This window comes from Lentzea kentuckyensis (assembly GCF_002150765.1).
GTDB lineage: Bacteria > Actinomycetota > Actinomycetes > Mycobacteriales > Pseudonocardiaceae > Lentzea > Lentzea kentuckyensis.
The window spans coordinates 73157-85421 of record NZ_MUYM01000075.1; the positions used below are offsets into that span (position 1 = coordinate 73157).

11 protein-coding genes are annotated in these 12265 nt (G+C 70.2%); 4 read left to right on the forward strand and 7 right to left on the reverse strand.

From position 1 onward, the window contains the following. Nucleotides 1–63 precede the first annotated feature (63 nt). On the reverse strand, nt 64–1344 hold the full coding sequence (locus tag B0F77_RS32140) for a PucR family transcriptional regulator (RefSeq protein WP_086666775.1): 1281 nt from the start codon (nt 1342–1344) through the stop codon (nt 64–66). A gap of 8 nt (nt 1345–1352) precedes the next feature. Continuing rightward, entirely contained in the window at nt 1353–2921 is a 1569-nt protein-coding gene (locus B0F77_RS32145; protein ID WP_086666776.1) for an aspartate aminotransferase family protein, read from the reverse strand. A gap of 178 nt (nt 2922–3099) precedes the next feature. Here B0F77_RS32145 and B0F77_RS32150 point away from each other — a divergent pair, with 178 nt between their 5' ends. Further along, nucleotides 3100–3462 (forward strand): YybH family protein, encoded by a 363-nt coding sequence (locus B0F77_RS32150; protein ID WP_158102877.1) that lies wholly within the window; start codon nt 3100–3102, stop codon nt 3460–3462. A 99-nt stretch (nt 3463–3561) separates the two neighbouring features. Here B0F77_RS32150 and B0F77_RS32155 read toward each other — a convergent pair whose 3' ends face one another. The 4 genes from B0F77_RS32155 to B0F77_RS32165 are packed head-to-tail and all read right to left on the reverse strand — an operon-like array spanning nt 3562 to nt 7042. Then, nucleotides 3562–4749 carry an acyl-CoA dehydrogenase family protein gene (locus B0F77_RS32155; RefSeq protein WP_158102878.1) on the reverse strand — a complete coding sequence of 396 codons (1188 nt, stop codon included), beginning with the start codon at nt 4747–4749 and terminating at the stop codon, nt 3562–3564. Between the two features lie 5 nt (nt 4750–4754). Further along, nucleotides 4755–5225 carry a hypothetical protein gene (locus B0F77_RS48165; RefSeq protein ID WP_158102879.1) on the reverse strand — a complete coding sequence of 157 codons (471 nt, stop codon included), beginning with the start codon at nt 5223–5225 and terminating at the stop codon, nt 4755–4757. A gap of 3 nt (nt 5226–5228) precedes the next feature. After that, the gene (locus B0F77_RS32160) at nt 5229–6191 is read right to left on the reverse strand and encodes a ribonucleotide-diphosphate reductase subunit beta (RefSeq protein WP_086666779.1); all 963 of its coding nucleotides are present in this window, start codon (nt 6189–6191) and stop codon (nt 5229–5231) included. A gap of 53 nt (nt 6192–6244) precedes the next feature. Beyond that, on the reverse strand, nt 6245–7042 hold the full coding sequence (locus B0F77_RS32165; protein WP_086666780.1) for an AfsR/SARP family transcriptional regulator: 798 nt from the start codon (nt 7040–7042) through the stop codon (nt 6245–6247). 364 nt (nt 7043–7406) lie between these two features. Between B0F77_RS32165 and B0F77_RS32170 the strand changes: the two genes are divergently transcribed. Both B0F77_RS32170 and B0F77_RS32175 read left to right on the forward strand, forming a co-directional pair. Next, a complete protein-coding gene (locus tag B0F77_RS32170) occupies nt 7407–8663 on the forward strand; it encodes a phthiocerol/phthiodiolone dimycocerosyl transferase family protein (protein WP_086666781.1) in 1257 nt (418 codons plus the stop codon). Between the two features lie 50 nt (nt 8664–8713). After that, entirely contained in the window at nt 8714–10315 is a 1602-nt protein-coding gene (locus B0F77_RS32175; protein ID WP_086666782.1) for an FAD-binding oxidoreductase, read from the forward strand. Nucleotides 10316–10337: 22 nt separating this feature from the next. On the opposite strand, the gene B0F77_RS32180 is transcribed toward B0F77_RS32175, so the two are convergent. Next, nucleotides 10338–11273 carry an AraC family transcriptional regulator gene (locus B0F77_RS32180; RefSeq protein WP_086666783.1) on the reverse strand — a complete coding sequence of 312 codons (936 nt, stop codon included), beginning with the start codon at nt 11271–11273 and terminating at the stop codon, nt 10338–10340. Nucleotides 11274–11353: 80 nt separating this feature from the next. On the opposite strand from B0F77_RS32180, the gene B0F77_RS32185 reads away from it, so the two are divergent. Beyond that, complete coding sequence (locus B0F77_RS32185; protein WP_086666784.1) at nt 11354–12199, forward strand: NAD(P)H-binding protein; 846 nt, start codon at nt 11354–11356, stop codon at nt 12197–12199. Nucleotides 12200–12265: the final 66 nt, after the last annotated feature.

Below are 12265 nucleotides of genomic sequence, written 5' to 3' on the forward strand. Positions count from 1 at the left end.
GGTTCACCTTCCTCGTGCTCATGCGGGCTGGAGTGCTCGTGGTCCGGGCGGTGCCGGCGGTGGTCAGTTCGTCGCCGTGCCGGGTGGTCCCTGGTCGCCGGTGCCCAGCACCTCCGCCAGGTGCAGGGCGGCGTGCAGCTGGAGGCGGTTGTCGGCCAGCGGGCTGCCGCGCAGTTGCTCGGCCTTCTTCACCCGGTACAGCACGGTGTTCTTCGCGACGTGCAGGTGCCGGGCCGCGACCGCCGGGCTGCGGTCCTCGTCGAGGTAGCTCTTCAGCGTCGCCCGCAACACCCGCGCGGCCGGGGTGTCCGCGGCCAGCGGGCCGAGCTGGCGCTCCACGAAGGCCGCCGCGGTGGTCTCGTCCGCGGCCATCAGCGCGACGAACTCCAGCGCGCGGTACTCGTGCACGGCGGACGCGCCCGACCTCGACCCGAGCCGGGCCGCGGTCACCGCCTGCAGGTGCGAGGAGCGCATCCCGGCCGGTCCGGCGGCGGGCAGTCCCACCGCGGCGCGCACGTCCGGGGGCAGCGGCACGTCGGCGAGGTCCGCGTCCCCCTCGGGTTGCGCGCCCCACGCCCACAGTCCCGCGGCGCCCACCGGTATCAGCAACCGCGCCGCACAGCCCGCGCGAGCGAGCAAGCGCGACGCGGCGCGCTCCAGGTCCGCGTCGCACCGGTCGTCCCGCTCCGACCACACGAGCACGGCGAGGTGCCGGCGGGTGACGTCGTAACCGAGCAGACTCGTGGCCTTGTCCGCCGGCACGGACTCGGCGCGCAGCACCGCGCGGACGAGTTCCCTGCGGCGCGCGACCAGCCCGCCGTGCCACGTCTCCCTGGCCCGCAGGAACCCGGCGGACACCAGGGTGCACAGAGTGTCCACGGCGTCGAACAGCGCCTCGGACAGCTCGTACATCACCGTGACGGGCTGGTGCGCCTCGTCCAGTCCGCCGCACCGGCCCAGCAGGTCCTGGGTGATCCGGGCATGTGCCATGCGGACCAGCGCCAGCGAGCAGTCCAGCTCGAAGCCGCGTTCCACGTGCGTCCGCACCGCCGCCTCGACACACCGGGAGAACTGGTCCGGCAGCTGCCGCGCCCCGTCCAGCCGCAGCGCGCACCACAGCGCGATCATCTCCAGGAACGCGTGGTCCTCCGGCACGAGCCGGACGCCGGACCCGGCCAGCTCGGCGGTGACGGCCGCCCGCAGGTCGCGTCCGGTGGACACGGCCCAGCCGACGACGTCACGCCCGCCGTGGGCGACCGCCTCCTCGATCACTTCGGCACGGCAGGCGGGTTCGGCCTCCGTGCCGGACGCCACGGACAGCAGCAGCCGCGCGGTGTTCGCCATCGCGTCCCCTAGAAGACTCGCCTGCCGGCGAACGCGGTGAGCCCCTGGTCGTCGCCGACGCGCAGCAACGCGCACAGCGCGCGCAGCCCCGCGGCGAGCCGGTCGATCTCCTCGTCGGTCACGTACACCGAAGGCTGCAACCGCAACGTGTTCGGGGCACTGCCGGTCGGGAACAGCCGGACCCGGTGCTCGTGCAGCAGGTAGCCGCTGGCCAGGAAGCCGAACTGGCCGACGCCCTGCAGCTGTGCGGCCAGCGCCGAGTCCGATGTGGACAGATTGCCGAACTCGATGCCCTGGAGCAGCCCGAGACCACGGACGTCGGCGACGATGTCGGGGTAGTCGGCGCGCACCGCGTGCAGTGCGGAGGCCAGCCGTTCGCCGCGCTCGGCCGCCTTGCGGTAGAGCGCGCCGCCGTCGGCCTCCAGCAACTCCAGCACCGCGGCGGCCACCGAGGTGGACAGACCGTCCTTCGCGAACGTCGAGCTGTGCACCATCTCGAACTCGGGCCGGTACCGGGAACCCCGCACGAGGGTCACGGAGAGCTTCACGAGCCCGCCGCCCAGGCTCTTGGACAGCACGTAGTAGTCGCCCAGCAACCCGATCTGGGAGGAGGCGAAGAAGGTTCCGGTGCGGCCGGTGCCGCTCTGGATCTCGTCCACGACGACCGGGCACCCGAACTCGGCGGCCAGTGCCTGGACCTGCTTGGCGAACTCGGCGGTCAGCGGCACGATGCCGCCCTCGCCCTGCACCGGCTCCAGCAGCAGCGCGGCGAACACCGGGGCGTCGCGCTGGACGACCTCGACCCGCGTCGCGGTGACGTTCAGGTCGTACGCGACGACACGGGCGTCCTCGAAGGTCGCCCTCAGCGCGTCCGGGTCGCCGGCCGGGGCGAAGACCGCCTGCGCGCCGAGGGACGCGAACGGCAGCCGGTAGTCGCCGTTGTGGGTGAGCTGGATGGAGCCCATCAGCTTGCCGTGGAACCCGCCGGTGAGCGCGACGAGCCTGGGCGGACCGGCGAAAGCGGTCTCGTTGTGCCAGCGCAGTTCCGCCACGACGTCGTCGAGGTCCGTCCCGGCCGGCAGGCCCAGCACCGAGGCGTCGATGTCCGTGGGCTCCGCCGCCTGCGCGGCGGCGATGTGCTCCTCGATCTCGGCGCGCAGTGCGCCGACCCGCAGCACGCGGTCGAGCTCCGCGTGCTTCACCGCGACCTCGATCCCCTCGGCGCCGCTGTTGGCGAACACCCCGAAGTACGGCTCGTCGGTCTGGAACTCCCGGTGCAGCACGCGGTTCAACGTGCCCACGACGTCGTGCGCCTGCGGTCGCAGTGACAGCTGCGTCAGCACAGGGGCCTCGCGCTGGAGCAGATCGGTGAGGTGGGCGACCAGGGCCGGGTTGTTGTGCCCCAGCAGCAGGGCGCCGAACCCGCCGAGGAAGTCCGTCACCGGGACCTCGGCGCCGTCCACGCCCTTCGCGAACACCGTGTTGCCCACGGCCCGCACATATTCCACGTCCAGGCCGACTTCACCCGTCGCCCTGTGCAGGACGCCATCGACCAGTTCGCTGACTTCGGTCGTCATGACCCTCCTTTTTTCCGTCGGCCTGAAATGATTCTTTCGAACGCGCCTAACCGGCCACTAACGAATCCTGGGACGGTTTCCTGGGTTAGCAGACGATTAGTGCGAGGTTATGAGAGGAGTCGAGCGGGACTTTAACCTTGCGGCAGCGGGAACCATTCCGAGCACGGAGGAGCGGCGGATGTTCGCGGAAATTCAGCAGAAGTACAGGGACGCGTTCAACGCGGGTGACGTCGACGGGGTGCTCGCCACCTTCATCGACGACGGGGCCACGGTGGTCGAGCGCGGACTCGCCCTGCCCAAGAGCGGTGACCTGCGGGAGGCGCTGGCGGGCTACTTCGCCGAGTCGAAGCCCCAGGTCGACTTCGAGTTCATCCACACCTACCTCGCCGGCGACATCGCCATGGTGGTGACCGAGTGGTCACTGGACGAACTCGGCCCGGACGGCGCCCGGCACAAGCAGAGCGGCCGGGCCACCGACGTGCTGGTGCGCGAGAACGGGCAGTGGAAGTTCGCCATCGACAACCGGTTCGGCTCCAGCTGACCTGCCGGCGCTTGACGATGAAGGGCTCCTTCATCCACCTGAGGTGGATGAAGGAGCCCTTCATCGCGTCCGGCGGGCGTCCGGCGGGCGTCCGGCCGGTCAGTGGATGACCGAGACGGGCTCCTCGGTGCCGAGCAGCGCCCGGCTGTAGTCCTCGAACGCCACGAACTTGTTGAAGTGGATGTGGTGGCTGCCCACCTCGAAGTCCCGCCAGTAGCGCTGCAGCGGGCTGGCACTGGCGAAACCGCCGGTGCCACCGAGGTCGAGAATCCTCATCAGGGCCTGCCGCGCGGCCTCCAGCGCGGAGACGCCGTGCCTGCGCGCCCTGGTGCGCTCCTCGCGCGACATGGAGCCCGCCGCCCTGGCCGCGTCGTAGATGTCCGACGCGGTCAGCATGTGCTGGTAGGACGTGTCCACCAGGTGCGTGGCCTCGCCGAGCCACTGACGCGCGACCGGCGAGTCCAGCGAGGTGCCGTAGGTGGTGTCGATGAGCGGCTTGCCCTTGTCCAGGGTCGCCCGCACGATGTCCAGCGCACCGTGCACGGCGCCGACCAGCGACGCGATGGACCGGTGCGCCACCGCGGCGAACGTCTCCAGGCTGGGGAAGTTCGTGAGGCTTCCCTGCGGGGTGATCTCGTGCTTGATGACCCTGCTGTCCGGCACGAACAGCCCGTCGTACTCGACGGTGTGACTGCCGGTGGCCTGCATGCCCGCGACGTACCAGGTGCGGTCGATCCGGCCGTCCTTCGGCGGGGCCGCCATCGAGATCAGCTCACCGGTGGGTTCGCCGTCGGCGACGACCGGCACGACCGCCAGGATCATCCAGTCGCCGATCTCGCAGCCGGAGATCGTCGGGAAACGGCCGGAGACCCGGTAGCCGCCGTCCGCACGGGTCGCGGTGGCGCCGTGGTGCCCGCCGTTGGCGCACACGTAGACGTCCGGCGAGGCACCGAACATCTCCTTGGCGCCTTCCGCGGAGACCAGGCTGGACAGCGTCTCGGCCGCGCCGGTGATGCTGACCAGCCAACCGGCCGAGGCGTCACCCCGGCCGACCGCGGCGATGACGGCCGTCTGCGTCCGGATGTCGAGCTCGTCGCCTCCGAGCGACTTCGGCACGCTCATCCGGAAGAAACCGGCGTCACGCAACGCGTCCGCGCTCTCGGCCACGATGCCGCGGTCCTCCTCGCCGCGCGCCGCGTTGGCCCGCAGCAGGGGGATCAGGCCGTGGGCCTTGTCTACCAGCTTCTGAACTTCGGGCGCGTAGCCCAGATCCAGGTCCGTGGACACCCCGTTCATCCCTTCGAGTCGAAGCTGGTGGGCACCTTCTCGAGCACGGCCAGGCACTCGATGAAGAAGAAGACGGCGCGGAAGAAGATCAGGATGTTGCCGTGGACCAGCCGCAGCTGCTTGTCCACGACCATCCGCTGGTGGTCCAGCTCGCCCGCGAGGAACTGCCGCCAGGTGTCCCTGGTCCCGACGATCACGAAGTCGGCGGACACCGGCTCGCCCGGCGCGATGATCCCTGCCTTGGCGCACTTGCCCTGCTGCCAGGTGAGGTGGAGGTAGGAGGTGCTGCCGTCGCGCTCCTGCACTCCCAGCGCCCAGGTGTGGGAGTACACGCCGCGGGTGGCGGCGATCCACTCCCAGTAGCTCTCCTGCTTGCGCGCCAGCGTCTCCTCGCTGGGGCCGTGGTCGAGCCGCTCGCGCACGGTCTCGGCCCATTCCTCGGTGAGGAAGCCGAACGTCGGCGTCGTCGTGGTCATCGGTCAGCCTCCCGCGATCTCGGGCTGGATGTTGTTCACCATCTCCTGGATGTCCGGCGGCAACGAGATGCCCACGTCGGACAGCTTGTTGTTGACCTGCCGGATCATGAACTGGACGACCTCCTCCTCGGAGAACCCGAGCGGCTCCAGCGGAGCCGGGACGCTCGCGCCGCCGTTCATCGCCAGCTCGGTGCGCAACGTCTCGTGGATCTCGTTGAGCAGCCGGGGGTCCTCCTGCACCGAGTCGCGCAGGAACCGCATGCCGAACTGGACGTGCCTCGCCTCGTCCCGGCAGGACGCGATGAACCCGGTGTAGTAGCCGGGCAGGTAACCCTTGTTGCGGCAGTAGCTCAGCGTCAGCTTCATGATCGTCAGGGCCAGCACGCCCTCGATCCACAGGAAGTAGGCGGTGGCGAAGCGCACGCGCTTGACCGGGTCCGCCGGGTCGAGACGCAGGTCCTCCGTCAGGTAGGACAGCAGGCCGAACGCGCCCACGAACGTCTCGGGCACGTGCGGGAACGAGGAGGCGAGCAGGTCCTCGACCGACTCACCGGGCAGGCCGACGACCTCGCGGTAGAACCGGTCGAAGAACAGGGTGTGCCTGGCCTCGTCCTCGAGCTGCGTGGTGAGGTACATCTTGGCTTCTTCGCTGCCCGTGAGCATGAAGATCGGCAGCTCGACCTCGACCTGGCGCTCCGCGTGGTGGAACGCGGCGGCGATCTCGGTGAACGCCTTGCGCTCCACCTCGGTCATCTTGGTCCGCCAGTCGATGGCGTCCTGACTGAAGTCCAGGTCGTAGGCGTTCCAGCGATGGGTGAAGTACCGCTTGTAGAGATCGATGTAGTCCGGGAGCTTCTTCAGGTCCTTGTGGACGTAGTCGATCATGTCGTCGATGCTGACGTCCTTCATCGTCCCCAGTGTCGCGTTCTCGACAGCGGCGAGCGCGGCCGATGACATCTGCGCCATCCAGTGGTCTCCATTTCATTTCCGTCTTGCCGGGTTCACGAAGCGGGCAGGTGTCAGCCGTGCCCGTAGGCGCCGGGGACCAGGTCGGCCGCGGTCACCGGGGTGAGGTCGTGGTGGAGGATGGCGAGTTCGAGCTCCCGCAGCGGAGGGCTCGGTTCCAGGCCGAGCTGACCGATCAGCGCCGCCCTCGTCGTGCGGTACAGGGTCAGCGCGTCGGCCTGCCGCCCGGTCTCGTACAGGGCCCGCATCAGCCGCGCGCACACCTGTTCGTTCAGCGGATCGGTGGCCAGCAGGTGCTCCAGGTCGCCGATCACGTCCGCGTTGCGTCCGAGCGCCAGGTCCGCGTCGACCCGGTCGAGAAGCACCGCCGTCCGCTCCTCCGGCAGCGCCCGCAGCTCCGGCCAGTCGTAGCCGTGCTCGACCAGGTCGGCGAGCGCGGCCCCGTGCCACAGCCGGGACGCGGCGTGCAGCGTCGTGGACGCCTGCTCCCACCGGCCCGCACGGAGCTCGGTGCGGCCGAGAGCCGCGAGGCGCCGGAACAACGCCAGGTCCAGCGACTCCTCGTCGACGAGCAGCGCGTAGCCCGGCCCGACCCTGGACAGCTCGGCACGGCAGGTGTGGCGCGCGGTGGCGAAGATGCCGCGCAACCGGAAGACCGCGTTGTGCAGCACCTGGCGCGCGGTGGGCGGGACCCTGGCCGGCCAGACGGCGTCGATCAGCCTGCTCATCGGCACCATCTCGTTGGCGTGCAGCAGCAGGTATCCCAGGGTCGCCCCCTGCCGCACCCCGCTGACCCGCACGGGACGGTCACCGTCACGCACCCGCAGCGGGCCCAACACGTGAAATCGCATGCATCCCCCAAGGCACACAGCCCGATTCACCGCGAAGCAGGGAATTCACCTTCCGGCGATTTGTCTCGGTATTGCCACCGATGAGAACCATATGAGCGAACACCTCCGCACTCCAGGTCGCCGCATGCTCAGGAAGCTGCAGTTCCGTTTCCTGAAGCGCAGGAACGAAGCAAACGGGTAAGGTGGAGAAGTACGCCGGTCCGGTCGAGCGGGAAATCGACCCGACCTCGCGCGGCCACCTGGCGCCGGTACTGGCGAATCATTTTGTCTCCGAATTCCGGAATCCGCCCGCGCCCTGTCCGCGGGCGGCAGTCGCCGTTTCGTGGACCGGCCATCGCCGACCCGTCGAGGAGATCCTCCGAAAATGATCGAGATCATCAGCAGGCCCACCGTCGTCCGCGGTCTCTCGCCCACCGAAAGCTGGTACGCGGCACTCGGCGCCTACGTGGGCTACGCGGTGGAGGTACGCGGGCGGCTGGACGTGGACGCGCTCACCACCGCGCTGGAGGCCGTCCGCCACTCCTACCCCGTGCTGGCCGCGCGGCTGGACCAGGTCGGCGACCAGCGGGTGGTGGTCACCGGCACCGAACCGCTACCCGGCGTCAGCGTGGTCAGCGTGGGCACCGCCGATCCGTCGGCCCCGCTGACGGGGTTCGACGTGGACCCGCGCGACGGTGTGTCCGCGGTCCACGTGGTGCACGACGGCGACCGGGCGATCGTCGCGCTGGTGATCCACCACGCGATCGCCGACGGCCACCACGCGATCGCCGTGCTGGAGGACTTCTGGGCCTGCTACACGGACGCCGTGCAGGGCAGGGCGACGGTCCTCCCCGTGCACGGATACCCGGACGCGATCGAGAAGATCCTGTCCAACCGGGGGATCGGCGACTTCGAGTACCCGGTCCCGCCCGCACGACAGCCCGCCGGGCGCGCGGCGGACACCGCGGACCTGCCCGTGTTCACGAACCAGCTCGTCCGCTGCGAGTTCGGCACCGACGCGCTGCTGGATCTCGGCCACCGCACCGGAGTCACCCTGAACGCGCTGGTGTCCGCGGCGATCATCCAGGCAGAGGCGGCCGAACGCGGCCGGCCGGTCACCGAGATCCCCTACGCCATCACCGTGGACATGCGGACCAGGCTGACACCCCAGGTCGCGATGGCCGCGGGGACGAACGTGATCAGCTTCGTCGGCTTCACCGCGTCCGAGGACACGGGCTCCGACCTGATCAGCCTGGCCCGCGCGGTCGGGGCCCGGCTGCCGGAAGCGGTCGAGGAGCGCACGGAGATCCACCGCAACGCGGCGGGAATCCACGACTTCGTCGACGGCCTCACCCGGCCGTCCGCGCCGGGCAGCGTGCTGACCACGAACTGGGGCACGGTGCCGGCCCTGCGCTCCCCCGCCGAGCTGACCTTCGGCGCTTTCCACGGCGCCCTCTACAACAAGGTCCAGGACACGAGTGTGTTGAGCCCGAGCAGTTCCAGCTCGATGCACCTCTACGCGATCTATTCCTTCAACGGCACGACAGCGGTCGAGGCGGTGCTCGGCGATCCGGCACTGCACCAGTCCGCGCGACGCAAGATCGCGGCCGTGACGTCGGCGCTGCGCGCGCACCTCCACTGACCCGCCGCACCACCAGCACTGTCCCGCACCGATGAGGAAGGACCTCGCCCATGACCGACCAGTCACGCCGGAGACTCCTGCTGGGCGCGGCGGCGATGCCTGTCGCCGCCGCCGTGTCCCCGATGCTGCCCAGAACCGCCGCCGCCGCCGACGTGGTGGAACCACCCACCACTGTGGTCACCCCCACCGACCGCCAGTACGCCGACCTGGTGATCGGCTCCAACGCCCGGTTCGTCGCCACACCTCGCCAGGTGCACGTGGTCGGCTCGGCCGCCCAGGTCGTGCGGTCCGTGCAGGCCGCGGTGGACGCGGGTCTCAAGGTCGTCGTCCGCAGCGGCGGGCACTGCTCCGAGGACTTCGTGCACGCGCCGTCCTCGCAGTTGATCATCGACCTCTCGGAGCTGAACGAGACCGGCTTCGACCCCGCGCGCGGTGCGTTCTTCGTGGAGCCGGGCGCGGGGCTCGGTGAGGTCTACCGCACGCTCTACAAGAAGTGGGGCGTCACGATCCCCGCCGGTCTCACCCCGACCGTCGGCGCGGGCGGGCACTTCAGCGGCGGCGGGTACGGCAGGCTGAGCCGGCTGTACGGCAGCTCGATCGACCACCTGTACGGCGTCGAGGTCGTGGTCGTCGACGCCGCCGGGAAGGCCAGGCTGGTCACCGCCACCAACCTGCCGTCCGATCCCAACCGCGACCTGTGGTGGGCGCACACCGGCGGTGGCGGCGGGAACTTCGGCGTGGTGACCAGATACTGGTTCCGCTCCCCCGCCGCCACCGGGAACGACCCGGCGGCCCTGCTGCCCAAGCCGCCGAAGACGGTGCTGGACAGCCTGGTTCGGTGGTCGTGGCCGGACATGACCCGGGAGGCCTTCCGCAGACTGCTGCGCAACCACGGTCGCTGGCACGAGCTGAACAGTGCGCCGGGTTCGCCCTACGCGAGCTTCTACAGCCTGTTCACCATCCTGCGCAGACAGTCCGGTGTGCTCGACCTCAACACCACTGTGGACGGTACGCGCCCCGACGCGGACCGGCTGCTGGCCGACTACCTCGCCGCGCTGAACGACGGCGTCGGTGTCCCGTTCACCCATGACGTGCGCCGCGACCCGTGGCTCAAGTCCGCTCTGCTCTCCCGCACACCGGACACGTTCAGCGGCACCCGCGCGAAGGTGAAGGCGGCCTACCTGCGCAAGCCGCTGCCCGACCGGGAGCTCGACATCGCCTACGACCGGCTGACCGGCACCGCCTACGCCAACCCCGTCGCGGGCTGGCTGATCACCTCCTACGGCGGCGCGGTCAACGCCGTGCCGCCGACCGCCACCGCACAGGCCCAGCGCGACTCCATCAACAAGATCGTCTACGTGACGAGCTGGACCAACCCCGCCGAGGACGCCGAACATCTGCGGTGGGTCAGGGAGTTCTACCGGGACATGCACGCGAACACCGGTGGCGTCCCGGTCCCCGGCGAGCAGTACGACGGCTCGTACATCAACTACGCGGACGTCGACCTCGCCGATCCCGCCTGGAACACCTCGGGCGTGCCCTGGCACACGCTGTACTACAAGGGGAACTACCCGAGGCTCCAGCAGGTGAAGGCCAAGTGGGACCCGCGCGACGTGTTCAACCACGCGCTGTCGGTGCGGCTGCCGAAGTGAGTGCCGGCCGGCGTGGCGGCGCTCAGCTCGCCCGCCACGCCGGTTCCGGGTTGCGGTGGTCGCTCGGCCGCGTGCCGCGCAGCCGTTTGAACGCCACGCTCAGCGCGAAAGCGTTGGCGTAGCCCACTTTCCGCGCGATCGAGCCCACCGTGTGGTCGGTCTCCCTGAGCATGTCGGCGGCCAGTGCGATCCGCCAGTTCGTGAGGTAGGCCATCGGCGACTCGCCGACCGACGCGGTGAACCGCCGGGCGAGCGCCGCCCGCGACACCCCCACCTCGGCCGCCAGGTTCGCCACGGTCCACGGGTGGGCGGGCGCGTCGTGCATCAGCCGCAACGCCTGGCCCACCACCGGTTCCTCCAGGGCGCGGCACCACGCGGGCGCGTCGGCCGCCGGGTTGTCGAACCAGGCGCGCAGCGCGGAGACGAGCATCAGATCGAGCATCCGGTCCAGCACCAACTGGTGTCCTGGGCGGTCCCTGGCCACCTCCTCGGCCAGCATCTCCGCGGACGGGTAGGCGGTGTCCGCCGCGGACACGACCAGTACCGGCGGCAACGACCGGAGCAGCCGTTCGCTGAGCTCTCCCCTGCGCTCGAACGCCCCGCTGAGCAACACGGTCGCCCGGTCGTCCGGCGTGCCGCAGGTCCGGTCCCTGACGGACTCCACCCCCACCGCCGTCGGGCAGAAGTCGGCGCTGGTCACCTCCAGCGTGGGCGTGGTCGCGGGGTCGTCGGCCACGACGTAGGGCACGTCGCCGCGCACCACCGCGACGTCACCCGCCCGCACCAGCGCCGGTTCGCCTCTGTCCGGGACGATCCAGGCGTGACCGCGCAGCATCGTGGCGAGCGTCAGCGGGGCACCACTGGCCATCCGCAACGCCCACGGCGGTCGCATGACCGCCTGCCGGAAGACGGCGCCACGCGCCCGTACGTCCGCCAACAGCTCCGAGACGGCATCCACCCCTTCAGCGTAGACGATCAGACATCAAGTGGAGCGCATTGGCCATGGATGGTCTCGCTGTTACACGTTTTGATGGAGTCATGTCTGATCAACCAATTCTCGTCACCGGGGCTACCGGGAAGTCCGGCAGCCGCGTCGTCAAGCAGCTGCGCGCCAAGGGCCTGCCGGTCCGCGCGGCCGCCCGGCACGGTGAGCAGGTCTTCGACTGGACCGACAGCGGCACCTGGGACGCCGCGCTCGAAGGCGCCCGCTCGGCCTACATCGTGCAGCTCGACGGCACGGTGCTCGTCCGCCAGTTCGTCGAGCGCGCGGTGAAGCACGGCCTGCGGCGAGTGGTGCTGGCCTCCGGCCGTGGCATCGACAACCCGAACTACGCGACCGACACCAGCGGCATCCTGGACGGTCTCCTCGACAGCGAGGCCGCCGTGCGAGAGAGCGGCCTGGAGTGGTCCATCACCAGGCCCGGCTGGTTCGCGCAGAACTTCAGCGAGGGCTTCTTCGCCGACTACATCCGTGCCGGTGAGCTGCGCCTGCCCGCGGGCGACGGCGCCGTCAGCTTCGTCGACGCCGAGGACATCGCGGCGGTGGTCGTCGCCGCGCTGACCGAGGACAAGCACAACGGGCAGATCTACGAACTGTCCGGCCCCAAGGCCCTCAACCTGGCCGAGGCGGTGGCCACGATCTCCGAGCACGCCGGTCGCGAGATCCGCTACGTACCGCTCTCCGTCGAGGACTACATCGCGGAGCTGGTGGCGGCCGGTCTGTCGCCCGAGGACGCCAAGGCGTTCGCGGACATGGTCGAGCCGATTCGCAACGGCACCGACGAGTACCTCTCCGACGGTGTGCAGCGCGCACTCGGCCGTCCGGCACGGACCTTCGCCGAGTTCGCCAAGTCGACCGCGGAAGAGGGCGGCTGGGCGGTCTGACCCCCACCGCCTTTCTGGTGTCGTGACCGGCGGCTTCGCCCGTCACGGCACCAGAACCGCCGGAAG

Coding starts and splice junctions, on each gene's coding strand:
- B0F77_RS32140 (WP_086666775.1), bottom strand. CDS start 1,344: ATGGCGAACACCGCGCGGCTGCTGCTGTCCGTGGCGTCCGGCACGGAG.
- B0F77_RS32150 (WP_158102877.1), top strand. CDS start 3,100: ATGTTCGCGGAAATTCAGCAGAAGTACAGGGACGCGTTCAACGCGGGT.
- B0F77_RS32165 (WP_086666780.1), bottom strand. CDS start 7,042: ATGCGATTTCACGTGTTGGGCCCGCTGCGGGTGCGTGACGGTGACCGT.
- B0F77_RS32170 (WP_086666781.1), top strand. CDS start 7,407: ATGATCGAGATCATCAGCAGGCCCACCGTCGTCCGCGGTCTCTCGCCC.
- B0F77_RS32185 (WP_086666784.1), top strand. CDS start 11,354: ATGTCTGATCAACCAATTCTCGTCACCGGGGCTACCGGGAAGTCCGGC.
- B0F77_RS32145 (WP_086666776.1), bottom strand. CDS start 2,921: ATGACGACCGAAGTCAGCGAACTGGTCGATGGCGTCCTGCACAGGGCG.
- B0F77_RS48165 (WP_158102879.1), bottom strand. CDS start 5,225: ATGACCACGACGACGCCGACGTTCGGCTTCCTCACCGAGGAATGGGCC.
- B0F77_RS32160 (WP_086666779.1), bottom strand. CDS start 6,191: ATGGCGCAGATGTCATCGGCCGCGCTCGCCGCTGTCGAGAACGCGACA.
- B0F77_RS32175 (WP_086666782.1), top strand. CDS start 8,714: ATGACCGACCAGTCACGCCGGAGACTCCTGCTGGGCGCGGCGGCGATG.